This is a genomic window from Roseovarius sp. EL26, from assembly GCF_900327775.1.
GTDB lineage: Bacteria > Pseudomonadota > Alphaproteobacteria > Rhodobacterales > Rhodobacteraceae > Roseovarius.
Genome location: NZ_OUMZ01000007.1, coordinates 2,144,739 through 2,158,650, shown reverse-complemented (window position 1 = coordinate 2,158,650; position 13,912 = coordinate 2,144,739). Strand labels below are relative to the sequence as shown.

The following is a 13,912-nucleotide window of genomic DNA, read 5'->3' as shown; positions in this document are numbered from 1 at the left end:
TGTTGACTCTTACGTCACATGTCAGTATCAGCTCTCTCAATTATCCGGAAGTCCGTCAAACTTCCGGTCCCATGGCTTATGCCGGGATCGCCCTCCGTCAGCGCGTTGCGCCCACGGGGGCAATCATGTTTGGGACGGTCTTTGACCTTGGCAATTGGGCCGGTCCGATCCTATCTTCGGGCCAGATGGAAACGGTGATAAAGGAGCCGCCGAGATGTTTGAAAACCTATCCGAACGCCTCTCAGGTGTCTTTGACCGGCTGACCAAACAGGGCGCCCTGTCCGAGGATGATGTCAAAACCGCCCTGCGCGAGGTCCGCGTGGCCCTGCTTGAGGCCGACGTTTCCCTTCCCGTTGCCCGCGAATTTATAAAGAAAGTTCAGGATCAGGCCACGGGTCAAGCCGTCACCAAATCCATCACCCCTGGCCAGCAGGTTGTCAAAATCGTGCACGATGCACTGGTTGACACGCTGACCGGTGATGTTGATCCCGGCGCCTTGAAAATTGATAGCCCCCCTGCGCCGATCCTGATGGTCGGTTTGCAAGGTTCGGGTAAAACCACCACCACCGCCAAACTGGCCAAGCGTTTGAAAGAGCGCGAAGGCAAGCGCGTGCTGATGGCGTCTTTGGACGTTAACCGCCCCGCCGCGATGGAACAGCTAGAGATCTTGGGCCGTCAGATCGGCGTCGACACGCTGCCCATTGTCAAGGGCGAAGACCCGGTTGCCATCGCCAAACGTGCCAAAACGCAGGCCGCGCTGGGTGGCTATGATGTTTATATGCTCGACACCGCTGGTCGCTTGCACATCGATGCAGAGCTGACCCAGCAGGCCGCCGATGTCCGCGATGTTGCCAACCCACGTGAAACCTTGCTGGTGGTCGATGGCCTGACTGGTCAGGATGCGGTCAATGTCGCGACCGAGTTCGACGATAAGATCGGTGTTTCCGGCGTGGTCCTGACCCGGATGGATGGTGACGGTCGCGGTGGTGCGGCGCTTTCAATGCGTGCTGTCACCGGCAAGCCGATCCGCTTTGTCGGCCTTGGCGAGAAAATGGACGCGATCGAGACGTTCGAGCCTGATCGGATCGCTGGCCGTATCCTTGGCATGGGCGACATCGTCAGCCTTGTCGAGAAAGCTCAGGAAACCATCGAGGCCGAACAGGCCGAGCGCATGATGAAGCGCTTCCAGAAGGGTCAGTTCAATATGAACGACCTGAAAATGCAGCTTGAGCAGATGCTCAAGATGGGCGGCATGGAAGGCATGATGGGCATGATGCCCGGCATGGGGAAAATGGCCAAGCAGGTGCAGGATGCCGGTTTTGACGACAAGATCATTGTCCGTCAGATCGCCCTGATCCAGTCGATGACCAAAAAAGAACGCGCCAATCCAAAGCTGCTGCAGGCCAACCGCAAAAAGCGTATCGCCAAAGGCGCGGGTCAAGAAGTGAGCGAGCTGAACAAACTGCTCAAGATGCATCGCCAGATGGGCGACATGATGAAGAAAATGGGCAAAATGGGCAAAGGCGGCATGCTGAAACAGGCCATGAAAGGCATGTTCGGCAAAGGTGGCCCTTCACCAGAAGAGATGGCCGCAGGTATGGACCCCAAAGCACTGGAACAAGCGGCCAAGGCCATGGGCGGCAAAATGCCCGGCGGTCTTCCCGGTGGCCTGCCCGGTTTGGGCGGCGGCGGATTACCTCCCGGCCTGTCTGGATTTGGCAAAAAGAAATGACAATGGCTGCGCCACATGATCGGTGCCTGACGCCAAACGCCCCTCGGTTAGAGACCGAGCGTCTGATCCTGCGTGGACCTGAGCCCGAAGATGCGGAAAAGGTCATTGCCTTTTACGCCGACAAGGACCGGTCTTGGGGCTTTGGCGGGCCTATTTCCCGCGCGGATGCATGGCGTTGGTTTGCGCTTTCTGTCGGCCATTGGGCGATGCGCGGATATGGCTTCCTGACCATGGAGCTGAAAGAATCCGGCGAAGCCTGCGGCATGACTGGCATCTGGGACCCGGATGGCTGGCCTGAACCAGAAATCGGCTGGCTCATGTTTGACGGTTTTGAAGGCAAAGGCCTCGCGATGGAGGGGGCCTTGCGCGCTCGCCAATGGGCCTTTGAGGATCTTGGGTTTACCACACTGACGTCAAATATTTTGCCCGGGAATGATCGCTCGGTTGCACTGGCCGAACGTATGGGTGCGTGGTTCGAGAAAGCCTATGACAATCCGCACATGGGTCATGATCACATGTACCGCCACCCGGGGCCGGAGGCTGCGTCATGATTACGCTATGCCAGAAAACCCGATTTGCGTACACAACCCGCGTACAGCCTGTACAGGATGTACACAATTTTACCTGTGCAGGAGGCGCCAATGTCTGATGCAAGCACCCGTGCGGCGGAGCTTTTGAAAGAGCACCGCAAATCGATCGACCGGCTGGACGCTGTGCTGGTTTACACGTTGGCTGAACGCTTCAAGCACACGCAGGCGGTTGGCGAGCTTAAGGCTCAGCACACCCTGCCACCTTCTGACCCGCTGCGCGAAAGCCAGCAGGTTGAACGCCTTCAGCGCATGGCGCTGGATGCAGAACTAGACCCCGAATTTGCCAAGAAGTTCCTGAACTTCATCATTGGCGAAGTGATCCAACATCATAAGAAACATCAGGAATGACGGGCTTGTAAGCCCTTCAAATAGCTACGTAATAGGAGAAAACATCATGGCTATGAAAATTCGTCTCGCCCGCGGCGGTTCCAAGAAACGCCCTTTCTATCGCATTGTTGCGGCTGACAGCCGTATGCCGCGTGATGGTCGTTTCATCGAGAAACTGGGTACCTACAACCCACTGCTGCCAAAAGACAGCGAAGACCGCGTGAAAATGGACATGGAGCGCGTTCAGCACTGGTTGAACGAAGGCGCGCAGCCAACCGATCGTATCAGCCGTATGCTGGAAGCAGCTGGCGTTATTGCGAAAAAAGAGCGCAACAACCCGAACAAAGGTACGCCTGGCAAGAAAGCTCAGGAACGTGTTGAAGAGAAAGCTGCTAAAGCCGCCGCTGCTGCTGAAGCCGCTGCTGCGCCTGCTGAAGAAGCTGCTGCAGCCGAAGAATAAGACAGGTAACGAACTGGAATGTCATCATTTTCCGCAGACTTCCAGAACAACTTGCTTGATCTGATGCGGTGGCGGCGCGATGTGCGCCGCTTCCGCACTGATCCGGTGGACGAGGTTGTGCTGCAAGCCTGCCTCGACACTTTTTTGTTGGCCCCCTCTGTTGGACTGTCCGAGCCATGGCGTGTTGTGCGCGTCACAAGTTCCGATGCTTTGGCGAAGGTGCTGACAAATTTTGAGGCTGCCAATGCCGAGGCCCTGAATGGGTACCAAGGCGAAAAAGCCAAACTTTACAGTAATCTAAAACTATCCGGCATGCAGGATGCACCTGTACAGCTCGCTATTTTCTGCGACGAAGATACGGAAAAAGGCGCGGGCTTGGGCGCGGCCACCATGCCCGAAATGCGCCGCTATTCTGTGGTTGGCGCGATCACTCAGTTCTGGCTGGCGGCTCGTGCGCAGGGCATTGGCGTTGGTTGGGTGTCCATTCTGGACCCTAAGCAATTATCGCGTGACTTATCTGTGCCGGAGACATGGTCTCTGGTGGCCTATCTATGTATTGGCTGGCCCGAGGACGAAAGCTTGACACCCGAACTTGAAACCGCAGGTTGGGAAGAGCGGCGTAATGGCCTGCCGGTTGAGGAGCGCTAGGCGATGTTTCGACTGATCCGTCTGGTCGTACTGTGCCTGTTTGCGTTCATTGCGGGCGTTTTCTTTGAGCGCAACGGCCAAAAAGAACAATGCACTGAGGCCAATGGAAATTGGAGCCGCAGTGGTTTTTGCCAAGTGGGGGCAAACTGATGGACGACTATATCTGTGTGGGCGCAATTGCCGGGGCATATGGCGTAAAGGGCGAGGTACGCCTCAAGAGCTTCACGGCTGAGCCTGATGCGATCGCCACCTATGGGCCTTTGCGGTCTGAAGACGGTGCACAAACGTTTGAGATTGAACTGACCCACCAGCTGAAGAACGGCTTTTCGGCGCAGATCACTGGCGTGTCCACGAAAGAGCAGGCCGATGCCCTGCAGGGCACCAAGCTTTACGTCGCGCGTGATACCTTGCCGTCGCTGCCCGATGATGAATTTTACCACAATGATCTGGTCGGGCTTGAGGTCTATGACACCGGTGGCTCACTTTTGGGGCGGGTCAAATCGGTGCAGAATCACGGCGCGGCGGACCTGCTTGAAATTCAGGGGCCAGGTCTGAAAACTGAGGTTTTGCTGCCCTTCACGCAAGAAGCTGTACCAACGGTTGACCTATCTTCGGGCCGGATTGTAGCCGACCCGCCAGAAGGGGTGTTTTGAATGGCTGAAGGCCCATCAAAATCCCACGGCCGCAAAACCATACGTCCCACATTGCAACCTCGTGAACTGATCAATCCCGTGGAGGAGTTGCATGGCGCGTGGCAGGCACGGATCATCACCCTGTTTCCGCAGGCCTTTCCGGGCGTGCTGGGTGAAAGCCTGACCGGCAAGGCCCTTAAGGATGGGCTGTGGTCATTGCATCCGATTGATCTGCGTCCTTTTGGGGATGGAAAGCATAGGAATGTTGATGATACCCCCGCTGGTGGCGGGGCTGGGATGGTCCTGCGCCCGGATGTTATGGGGCGTGCGATTGATCAGGCGATGATGGGAACGCCTTCTGACTGGCCCATCATTTACCTCAGCCCGCGCGGTAAACGCTTTGATCAGGCGATGGCGCAGGATTTGGCACAAAAGCCAGGGCTGACAATGATCTGTGGCCGGTTTGAAGGCATGGATGAACGGGTCATCGAGCATTACGGCATTCAAGAGGTCAGTCTTGGCGATTTTGTCCTGACCGGCGGCGAGATTGCCGCGCAGGCGATGATTGACGCCATCGTGCGCCTGCGCCCCGGAGTATTGGGAAATCAGGCCTCGATCGAGGAAGAGAGCTTTTCTTCTGGCTTGCTGGAACACCCACAATATACCCGCCCCTCCGAATGGAAGGGGCGTGTGATCCCTGATGTTCTGATGTCTGGACATCACGGCAAGGTGGCCGAGTGGCGCCGCGACATGAGCGAGCAAATCACCAAAGACCGCCGCCCTGATTTATGGACAGCGCATCTGGCAAAAAGTGGCAACAAAGGCACCTGAAAATCGTGACCATTGCGGCTTTGCCGAAGTCATGATTAAGTTCCGGCATAATTTGTAACCAACAGGAGTATGGGCTGTGGCCGGAAAGTTTGAACTATATACTGACAATGCAGGCGAATTCCGTTTCCGTCTAAAAGCGGGCAATGGCGAAAATATTCTGGCCAGCGAAGGCTACAAGCAAAAGGCCAGTGCAGAAAATGGCATTGCTTCTGTCCGCAGCAACGCAGGTGACGATGCACGGTACGAGCGCAAAGAAACCGCAGCTGGCAAGCACATGTTCAACCTCAAGGCCACAAATGGTCAGGTCATCGGCACATCGCAGAGCTATGCAAGTGCTTCTGGTCGTGATGGCGGCATTGAGTCGGTCAAAAAGAACGCGCCCGATGCAAAGATTGACGATCAAACCTAAGCCTCAAGGCTCATCAATGAACAGGCACAGGGCCCGCCTTTGGGGCCTTGTTGCATCATGGGTTGTTAGCGCCACAAACACCCTTGATTAACTCACTTATTCTTTTTATACACCGCCTGTCCGCCACTCTTTTGAGTCGCGGACCTGTTTTATATGGCTGATGCGTTCTTCTTCTGACGTTGGTTGTCTCGAAACAGATTATAAAGAACATACGACTGTATCTCCTGCGGGCGCTTTGGCGGACCCGATTGAAGACTAGGAGCTCTGAGACGTGCACACCTTTGCGGACCAAACCGCAAGCAGAATTAGGAGATGATCAGATGGACCTGATCGCACAGCTAGAGGCGGAGCAAATTGCCGCCCTCGGGAAAGACATTCCCGATTTCAAAGCCGGCGACACCGTGCGCGTAGGCTTTAAAGTGACCGAAGGTAGCCGGTCACGTGTTCAGAATTTCGAAGGCGTTTGCATCAGCCGTAAAGGCGGATCGGGCATTGCCGGCGCATTCACCGTTCGTAAGATCTCGTTCGGCGAAGGCGTAGAGCGTATGTTCCCGCTGCATTCGACCAACATCGACAGCATCACTGTCATTCGCCGCGGTCGTGTTCGTCGTGCGAAACTGTATTATCTGCGTGCTCGTCGCGGTAAATCCGCACGTATCGCCGAAGATACAACATACAAACCCAAAACAGACAAATCTGCGTAAGGAGTGGCACGATGAAAAAAGATATCCACCCCGACTATCACATCATCGACGTCAAAATGACCGATGGTACGATCATTCAGATGCGTTCGACCTACGGCAAAGAAGGCGACACGCTGGCACTGGACATCGACCCAACCGTACACCCGGCCTGGACCGGTGGCGGCACCCGTCTGCTGGACGCTGGTGGTCGTGTATCCAAGTTCAAAAACAAATACGCTGGTCTGGGCTTCTAAGCTTTTCACCACGCGAGTGTTTCAACGCCATCCCAACCGGGGTGGCGTTTTTCATTTGGGTGGGGAGTTCGAATTTTCCACAGAAATGCCCAGTTCAATGGCTTTCCAAACAGGTAACCACAATATATTGTGCCGCGAAACTCACGAACCATAACGTGGAACAAAGGAACGGGTCATGGCGCATATCATCGTCGTCGGAAATGAAAAGGGCGGCGCGGGCAAGTCCACGGTATCGATGCATGTGGCAACGGCGCTGGCACGTATGGGACATAAGGTCAGCGCGCTTGATCTGGACCTGCGGCAAAAGACCTTTGGTCGTTATGCCAGCAACCGCCAGAAATTTCTGGAACAATCAGGCCTTGAACTGCCCAGCCCTCGGTATCACGACTTGCCCGAGGTTGATCAGGAAGGCCTGCAGCCCGGCGAGAACATCTTTGACCGACGTTTGTCGGCGGCGGTTGCCGCTCTTGAGCCAGAGTCGGATTTCATCATTATCGACTGCCCCGGTTCCCATACGCGGTTGAGCCAAGTGGCACACAGTCTGGCGGATACATTGGTTACGCCTCTCAATGACAGTTTCATCGATTTTGATCTGCTAGCGCATATTGATACGGACGGTGTTAAGATCCTTGGCCCTTCTGTTTATTCCGAAATGGTTTGGAATGCGCGCCAGCTGCGGGCGCAGGCTGGGTTGAAACCGATTGACTGGATCGTGGTACGCAACCGTCTGGGCGCACAACAGATGGTGAACAAAAAGAAAATGGGCGATGCGCTGGATAATCTGGCAAAACGCATTGGCTTCAGAACTGCGCCCGGTTTCAATGAGCGGGTGATCTTCCGTGAACTGTTTCCACGTGGCCTGACCCTTCTTGATTTGAAAGACATTGGCGTACAGGGGCTGAACATTTCCAATGTAGCGGCCCGTCAGGAATTGCGTGATCTGATCCGCGCACTGGAACTGCCCGGTGTCGAAGTCGATTTCTAAACCATCGAGTTAAGATTGGCGTGCTTTGCGTGGCCTAAACATAACCACCAGGTTTGAGACGATCAGCGCGCCAATCACCACAAAACCACCCGCCAGCGCCCATTTGCCGGGGTTCTCATCCAGCACTGCCCAGACCAGTAATGGGGCCAAGACAGATTCCAGCAATATCAGCAAAGAGACCTCTGCTGAACTGATGTAGCGCGGGCCAAGGGTCAGAAAACACGTGGCAATTGCGATGAACGCGCCATGCGCTAAAATCAGCCCCCATTGGGTTTGTGCCGCCTCCAAAGGTGTCGTGAAAAATGCCAAAATCACAGCAGCACCGATATAGGCGATCGGGATCGCCGGGATCATCGAAATATCCTTAAGCCGACGCACAGCCGTTAATGCAGCCGCGTATGCGGCAGAAACAGCGACGGCCCAGAGATCACCTTGCCACGAGGCGATATCAGATTCCGTAGAACCATAAGCGATAATGCCCATGCCGATGATGACAACAATCATGGTGAGGGTCATGCGCAGGCTGACAGATTCGTTCAAAAAGACGCGTCCGAATATGGCAGCAAATACTGGCATTGTGGCAAAGATGAAAACGACATTGGCGACACTCGTATTAGCAACAGCCAGAACAAATCCCGCTGTGGTGAAGCCAATTAATGTTATGTAGATAAACGAGGGCCATCCACCGCGCAGAACTGCCCCAAACCCTTTGCCTCTTTGAAGTAATAGCAATCCGATTAGAATCATGCTGCCAGAGCTAAGCCCACGCCAAAAGGCCGTTGCAAGTGGTTCGGCGTCAATCAGGCGAACGAATAATGAATCGGGTACTACAAACAGAACGCCTAGCGCCGTAATTATCAAGCCTTTGAAATGCTCATCCATGCTGCAAGATGTCGCGTGATGTCCTGAGAAAGTAAAGAATTTTATTGCCTGATATGCATTTCTGGGTGTTGGGGGCAGGTTGTGACTTAACTCAGAAACCCTGCAGATGTCAGTTCGGCCTGGAGCTTTTGAAAGTTAATCGGCTCTTCAAGTGTTGTGTGAGGCGGCGAGTTGTCCAGTAGGCAGTTGATTGCGGTAACTTCGGCATCACTGAATGCTGCAATTTGTGCAACGAAGGAGTTGTACACATTTTGCCGGTTGCGACGTTGGATCAATCCAACCTTGCAATCTGGCGAAAGGAAGAAACCAGCCAAATGAAAGGCCGACCCGTCTCCGCCAACAATTATGCGGGCGGCACGGTAATGTTCGCATTGCTCTTGGATTGAGTGGAGTTGAGGATGAAAGATCGTATACCCCGCGGCCTGCATTAGCCTTTCTATCCTGTCTTCCTGATCAACGGCTGGAAGCCCTTCTTTCAGGCGTGAGCGGGAAATATAAAGCCGCGCGGGGCCGTTGGCAGTCACTTTCGAAACCAGCGTGTCTCTGACGTGTTTGCGAAACTCTGGCGTTCCAGTGATCCAGTGACCGTGACCAAAGCCGGGTGTGGGAACATGCAATTTCTCGATCTGTGTGGGATGCGTGACGAAATGAAATGGTATGCCTTGGCCTAAGGCGGAATAAAGAAAGGCATAATTTTTTGTCAGGGCCCTCTGCGGTTCATGCGTCGGGCGGTGTAGAAAAATGATACCGTCAATATCACCCCGAATTTGAGTGCTCGCCCAAAGGCGAGTGAGACTTTCCAATAGGAAATGACCAAAGTGAACGCGAGCAACGCCACCAAACAAGTATTGCCCTTTGAGCTGCTTGGTTGGGGTGTCGGGATGTCTTGCCATGTCTGAAAATCGCCGGTGCCCTAGCAAGCTGCGTGCCATTTGGCAGGAGGAACCATCAGGGCGAAAGACGCCATAGGGAAGACACGCGCCATCTTGGATCGGGGCAATGATTGCCTGATCAATGGTCTCGATCGCAGCCGTTGGTAAGTGACGTGCGGAAAGCTCTACGTTGTTAGGGTCAAGGGCCTGAGAAGCACGCCCGGATTTGTCAGCTGTCATTCGATAGCTCTGCTTTGAGAAAGCGTTCGAAGTCGTCGAGGTTAATCGCCTCAAATTGGCCAAACCCCTGCATCCAAATGCTCGTGCCGCGTAAGGCGTCGGGTTCCAGTTTGCACCATTTGACGCGCCCACGCTGTTCCTGACTTATCAGACCTGCGCGGGTCAGGATGCCTAAATGCTTGGAAATGGCGGCAAGTGACATCTCAAACGGGTCAGCTACATCGCTGACGGCCATATCATCCTCTAGCAGCATGGCAAGGATTGCCCGGCGGGTTGGGTCGGCCAATGCGGCAAATACGGTATCAAGGGGGTCTGACATGGTGTCTGGTTATCGGCTGCAAGGTGAGGTCGTCAACCATGCTTCATAAAGGCCTGATAAAGATCAACCAATCGGTTGAATATAGGATTGTAGGAGCGGTTAGCTGGATTCATCCATACCTGAAAGAATTCGGCGTCAAGTATGCGTATTATTATTGTTTTATTTCAGCACATTAGGCGGATTATTTGTTTGCAATCACTTGGGTTGACTCATTGCCCTCCGCACCTTAGCACAGGGGCAGATATTCCGAGGGGGCCGGTGTGACAGATCCTGAGCAAAGCGAGCGCATGGCGCAGCTTGAGAAACGGATCGATGCGCTGAAAAGCAAAGACACACCGAAACCCCAACAGGAAGAACACTACAGTCAGGCGCAACATGCTTGGCGAATGGTGATCGAACTTGTTGCCGGTCTGCTGATCGGTTTTGGTATGGGGTACGGCTTGGATGTCCTGTTTGGGACGATGCCGATTTTCCTCGTGCTGTTTACACTTCTAGGCCTCGCGGCCGGCGTCAAAGTAATGATTGCCAGCGCCGCAGAGATCCAGAAGGACAACGAATAGGCGGCCAAAGCGTCGCATAAAAGAACAAGACGAGGCGAGGCCTCGCGAAGGAGAGACGGAAGAAATGGGTAAGGTATTCTTTTGGATCATGGTCGCACTGGCCGTTACATCAGGCTTCCTGTTTGCACCAGAGCACGCCGGTCTTGTTATCCATCCGATGGACCAGTTCGAAGTTGCTCCACTGTTTGGTCACGGTGAGATCGGAACCTTTACGATCACCAATGTAACCTTGTGGATGGCTCTGTCGGTCGTCGCGACGATCGGCCTGCTTGTGCTGAGCACCTCAAAGCGAGCCACAATCCCGACGCGGATGCAATCCATCGCCGAGATGGCTTATGGTTTTGTCTATAAAATGGTTGAAGACGTCGCCGGTAAAGACGCGATCAAGTTCTTCCCATACATCATGACACTGTTCATGTTTATCGTGACAGCCAACTTCCTGGGTCTGATCCCAAGCAGCTTCACCACAACCTCGCACATTGCTGTAACGGCGGTACTGGCGATGTTGGTATTCCTGACAGTTACAATCGTTGGTTTCGTCAAAAACGGTTTCGGCTTCCTAGGCCTGTTCTGGGTGTCGTCTGCACCTCTCGCGCTGCGTCCCATCCTGGCAATCATCGAATTGATTTCCTACTTCGTACGCCCTGTTAGCCATTCTATTCGTCTTGCGGGTAACGTTATGGCGGGTCACGCTGTTTTGAAAGTTTTCGCCGGCTTTGCTGCGGCGTCGGCGATCATCGCACCCGTATCAATCTTTGCAATCACCGCTGTTTATGCGCTCGAATTGCTCGTGGCCTTCATTCAGGCCTACGTTTTCACCATTCTGACCTGTGTCTATCTGAAAGACGCATTGCATCCGTCACACTAAGATCGGATCGGTCTGAACCCTCATCTGCTAATTCCAACGTAAGGAGAAATTCAATGGAAGGCGATATCGCACAAATGGGTCAATTCATCGGCGCAGGCCTGGCCGCAATCGGTTCTGGCGCAGCTGCAATCGGTGTGGGCCACGTTGCTGGCAACTTCCTGTCAGGCGCTCTGCGTAACCCATCTGCCGCTGGTGGCCAAACAGCCACTCTGTTCATCGGTATCGCGTTTGCCGAAGCTCTGGGGATCTTCTCGTTCCTCGTCGCGCTTCTGCTGATGTTCGCCGTTTAATCCTGACAGAGCATCCTTACGTGCGGGTGGCCCGATAATAGGGCCCCCCGTAGTAATTGAGGTTCCTGGAGGACGAAATGGCAAACACGACGCATACTGCCGAAGACCTTGCCCACAAAGCTGAAGAAGCACATGGCGCAGCAGAAGCTGTCGGCATGCCACAGCTGGATTTTGGGACCTTTGGTAACCAAATCTTTTGGCTCGCGATTACTCTGATCGTGATCTTCTTTATCCTGACCCGGATCGCTTTGCCGCGTATTGCTGCAATTCTTGCCGAACGTCAGGGTACGATCACAAATGATCTGGCCGCTGCCGAAGATCTGAAGGCTCAGGCGCAAAACGCCGAAGAGGCCTACAAACAAGCATTGGCTGATGCCCGTGCTGAAGCTCAGAATATTGTCGCTGCCACCAAGGCAGAGATCAAAACCGAATTGGACGAAGCCACTGCCAAGGCCGACGCTGAAATTTCAGCCAAAGCTGCGGAAGGTGAAAAAGCCATTGCAGAAATACGTGCAGGCGCTGTTGAGAGCATCAACGTGGTTGCCAAGGACACGGCCAAAGCATTGGCTGCGTCACTGGGTGTCGACGCTGATGCGCGCACGATCACCGCGGCTGTGACTGCACGGATGAAAGGGTAACGAGATGCTACGTATAACTGCGACTTTTCTTGCCCTGACTGCCGCAAGCCCGGCTCTGGCGGCGTCTGGCCCGTTCTTTTCGCTCGGAAACACCAACTTTGTTGTACTTCTGGCGTTCTTGCTGTTCATCGGCGTTCTGCTCAAGCTGAACGTGCCATCGATGATTGGTGGCCTGCTGGACAAACGTGCCGAAGGCATCAAGTCCGAGCTGGATGAAGCTCGCGCCCTGCGCGATGAGGCCCAAAGCCTGCTGGCCAGTTACGAGCGCAAGCAAAAAGAAGTGCAAGAGCAAGCTGACCGGATCGTGAAACAGGCCAGCAGTGAGGCAGCTGAAGCTGCTGAACAAGCCAAATCCGATCTGAAAGCCTCGATCGCACGTCGTTTGCAAGCAGCTGAAGATCAGATTGCATCTGCAGAAACTAATGCGGTGAAAGAAGTGCGTGATAGCGCCATCAACATCGCGATTGCTGCAACAAAAGATGTGGTCGCCAAGAAGATGACAGCTGCTGAAGGCAACAAGCTGATCGATGCCGCAATTGGTGACGTAGACGCCAAGCTGCACTAAGATCAGGTTTGATTTTGATTTATAAAACCCGGGCCATGTGCCCGGGTTTTATGTTTGTGGCTTGCCCACAATGGTAAAGCATTGCTGTGCCGGACCACGAAGGGACGATGGTGCGACGGACATACTCTTGTGTCCACACGAATGACTTCCCACGTGTACCGGTTTCATACCTCAACGGCTCTCAACCCCGTCGCCCCCATCTGCGCTTCGATCTGTTTGGTCAAAGTGTTTCGTGTTGCTGATGCAAATTCATTTGGCAGAGCACCCAGTTCCTTGGTGCGTGCTACCACCGTAATTTTCCGCGACAGGCCCGCCACGGGCAAAGGGCGGATGTTCATGGGCATCTGCTCGACAAAACCATCAATCAACAGCGTCGGCGTCAGAAAGGTAAACCCCAATCCTTGTGCCACACAGGCCGTGACCATGCTGGACCGATCCGCTTGGATCAATCGGGGTACTGGCAATTTCAATCTCCGCAAATGCTGTTCGATCTGACGACCCACACTTGTGGTATCAGCAAAGCGCACCAATGGCAGACGTGTCAGGATTTCCTCCAGGCTATCCGTCGGACCATCATAGGAGGCAGGTAAAACCAGCAGAAACGATTCACTCAGCACCGGATGCCGCTCCAAACCGTCCATGTCGTAAAATGGATTCGAACTGATTACGATGTCCGCCTTCTTGGTCCGCAACAGCCCCTCATGATCACCACTTTGTCCGGCACGCAGGGATATATCCTGAACCCCGAATTTGTCCTTGGCCAGTTTCACCAACGGCACCGTAATTGTCGTTGCAATTGACGCCAGCATTCCAACGCGTAATACGCTGATTGGATGTGGTCCCTGATGTCGCAGGTCGGTGGCCAAATCAGCGACAGAATTCAGAATGCGCGTGGCATGGCGATACATCAACGCCCCGGCTTGTGTGGTCTTGATTGGGCGGGTAGAGCGGTCAATCAACTGGGTGTCGTACGCCCGCTCTAGATTGGCCAGATGCTGTGAGGCCGCCGGTTGCGTCATGCCCAGCAGACGTGCAGCCGCCGTCATCTGGCGGGTTTCTACAACCGCGACAAAGACCTCCATCGCCTTGATTAGATTGGTATCGGTTGAAATGCGATTAGACATGCA

General features: G+C 54.2%; 21 protein-coding genes. 17 read left to right on the top strand and 4 right to left on the bottom strand.

The features are described from left to right. Positions 1-214: 214 nt before the first annotated feature. From ffh to D9A02_RS18630, 12 genes are all read left to right on the top strand, one after another. Positions 215-1,732 (top strand): signal recognition particle protein, encoded by a 1,518-nt coding sequence (gene ffh / locus D9A02_RS18680; protein ID WP_120502361.1) that lies wholly within the window; start codon positions 215-217, stop codon positions 1,730-1,732. Between the two features lie 2 nt (positions 1,733-1,734). Beyond that, the gene (locus D9A02_RS18675; RefSeq protein WP_120502635.1) at positions 1,735-2,283 is read left to right on the top strand and encodes a GNAT family N-acetyltransferase; all 549 of its coding nucleotides are present in this window, start codon (positions 1,735-1,737) and stop codon (positions 2,281-2,283) included. 90 nt (positions 2,284-2,373) lie between these two features. After that, positions 2,374-2,670 (top strand): chorismate mutase, encoded by a 297-nt coding sequence (locus tag D9A02_RS18670; protein ID WP_120502360.1) that lies wholly within the window; start codon positions 2,374-2,376, stop codon positions 2,668-2,670. 46 nt (positions 2,671-2,716) lie between these two features. Next, positions 2,717-3,109 carry a 30S ribosomal protein S16 gene (gene rpsP / locus D9A02_RS18665; RefSeq protein ID WP_120502359.1) on the top strand — a complete coding sequence of 131 codons (393 nt, stop codon included), beginning with the start codon at positions 2,717-2,719 and terminating at the stop codon, positions 3,107-3,109. An 18-nt stretch (positions 3,110-3,127) separates the two neighbouring features. Further along, on the top strand, positions 3,128-3,757 hold the full coding sequence (bluB, locus tag D9A02_RS18660; RefSeq protein ID WP_120502358.1) for a 5,6-dimethylbenzimidazole synthase: 630 nt from the start codon (positions 3,128-3,130) through the stop codon (positions 3,755-3,757). A gap of 3 nt (positions 3,758-3,760) precedes the next feature. Further along, entirely contained in the window at positions 3,761-3,907 is a 147-nt protein-coding gene (locus D9A02_RS19290) for a hypothetical protein (RefSeq protein ID WP_162933132.1), read from the top strand. Continuing rightward, entirely contained in the window at positions 3,907-4,410 is a 504-nt protein-coding gene (rimM, locus tag D9A02_RS18655) for a ribosome maturation factor RimM (RefSeq protein ID WP_120502357.1), read from the top strand. Before D9A02_RS19290 ends, rimM begins: the two co-directional genes overlap by 1 nt. Next, complete coding sequence (trmD, locus tag D9A02_RS18650) at positions 4,411-5,220, top strand: tRNA (guanosine(37)-N1)-methyltransferase TrmD (protein ID WP_120502356.1); 810 nt, start codon at positions 4,411-4,413, stop codon at positions 5,218-5,220. A gap of 76 nt (positions 5,221-5,296) precedes the next feature. Then, a complete protein-coding gene (locus D9A02_RS18645) occupies positions 5,297-5,629 on the top strand; it encodes a YegP family protein (RefSeq protein WP_120502355.1) in 333 nt (110 codons plus the stop codon). A 320-nt stretch (positions 5,630-5,949) separates the two neighbouring features. After that, positions 5,950-6,333, top strand: coding sequence for a 50S ribosomal protein L19 (gene rplS, locus D9A02_RS18640; RefSeq protein WP_085804169.1), 384 nt, complete (start codon positions 5,950-5,952; stop codon positions 6,331-6,333). 11 nt (positions 6,334-6,344) lie between these two features. Further along, positions 6,345-6,566 (top strand): 50S ribosomal protein L31, encoded by a 222-nt coding sequence (gene rpmE / locus D9A02_RS18635; RefSeq protein ID WP_120502354.1) that lies wholly within the window; start codon positions 6,345-6,347, stop codon positions 6,564-6,566. Between the two features lie 175 nt (positions 6,567-6,741). Next, a complete protein-coding gene (locus D9A02_RS18630; RefSeq protein ID WP_120502353.1) occupies positions 6,742-7,551 on the top strand; it encodes a division plane positioning ATPase MipZ in 810 nt (269 codons plus the stop codon). Positions 7,552-7,560: 9 nt separating this feature from the next. On the opposite strand, the gene D9A02_RS18625 is transcribed toward D9A02_RS18630, so the two are convergent. The 3 genes from D9A02_RS18625 to D9A02_RS18615 form a co-directional block, all read right to left on the bottom strand. Further along, a complete protein-coding gene (locus D9A02_RS18625; RefSeq protein ID WP_120502352.1) occupies positions 7,561-8,433 on the bottom strand; it encodes a DMT family transporter in 873 nt (290 codons plus the stop codon). A gap of 86 nt (positions 8,434-8,519) precedes the next feature. After that, positions 8,520-9,545, bottom strand: coding sequence for a DUF563 domain-containing protein (locus D9A02_RS18620; RefSeq protein ID WP_120502351.1), 1,026 nt, complete (start codon positions 9,543-9,545; stop codon positions 8,520-8,522). Next, positions 9,535-9,864, bottom strand: coding sequence for a metalloregulator ArsR/SmtB family transcription factor (locus D9A02_RS18615; RefSeq protein WP_120502350.1), 330 nt, complete (start codon positions 9,862-9,864; stop codon positions 9,535-9,537). Before D9A02_RS18615 ends, D9A02_RS18620 begins: the two co-directional genes overlap by 11 nt. Positions 9,865-10,124: 260 nt before the next feature. Here D9A02_RS18615 and D9A02_RS18610 point away from each other — a divergent pair, with 260 nt between their 5' ends. From D9A02_RS18610 to D9A02_RS18590, 5 genes are all read left to right on the top strand, one after another. After that, the gene (locus D9A02_RS18610; protein WP_120502349.1) at positions 10,125-10,424 is read left to right on the top strand and encodes an AtpZ/AtpI family protein; all 300 of its coding nucleotides are present in this window, start codon (positions 10,125-10,127) and stop codon (positions 10,422-10,424) included. A 64-nt stretch (positions 10,425-10,488) separates the two neighbouring features. Beyond that, positions 10,489-11,292, top strand: a complete 804-nt coding sequence (locus D9A02_RS18605; RefSeq protein ID WP_120502348.1) for a F0F1 ATP synthase subunit A — start codon at positions 10,489-10,491, stop codon at positions 11,290-11,292. 53 nt (positions 11,293-11,345) lie between these two features. Continuing rightward, positions 11,346-11,582, top strand: a complete 237-nt coding sequence (locus D9A02_RS18600) for a F0F1 ATP synthase subunit C (RefSeq protein WP_085804176.1) — start codon at positions 11,346-11,348, stop codon at positions 11,580-11,582. 77 nt (positions 11,583-11,659) lie between these two features. Further along, positions 11,660-12,220: a F0F1 ATP synthase subunit B' gene (locus D9A02_RS18595; RefSeq protein ID WP_120502347.1), complete on the top strand. Its 561-nt coding sequence runs from the start codon at positions 11,660-11,662 to the stop codon at positions 12,218-12,220. 4 nt (positions 12,221-12,224) lie between these two features. Next, positions 12,225-12,785: a F0F1 ATP synthase subunit B gene (locus D9A02_RS18590; protein WP_120502346.1), complete on the top strand. Its 561-nt coding sequence runs from the start codon at positions 12,225-12,227 to the stop codon at positions 12,783-12,785. 164 nt (positions 12,786-12,949) lie between these two features. Here the strand turns inward: D9A02_RS18590 and D9A02_RS18585 are convergent, their stop codons facing one another. Then, the gene (locus D9A02_RS18585) at positions 12,950-13,909 is read right to left on the bottom strand and encodes a LysR family transcriptional regulator (RefSeq protein WP_254054676.1); all 960 of its coding nucleotides are present in this window, start codon (positions 13,907-13,909) and stop codon (positions 12,950-12,952) included. Positions 13,910-13,912: the final 3 nt, after the last annotated feature.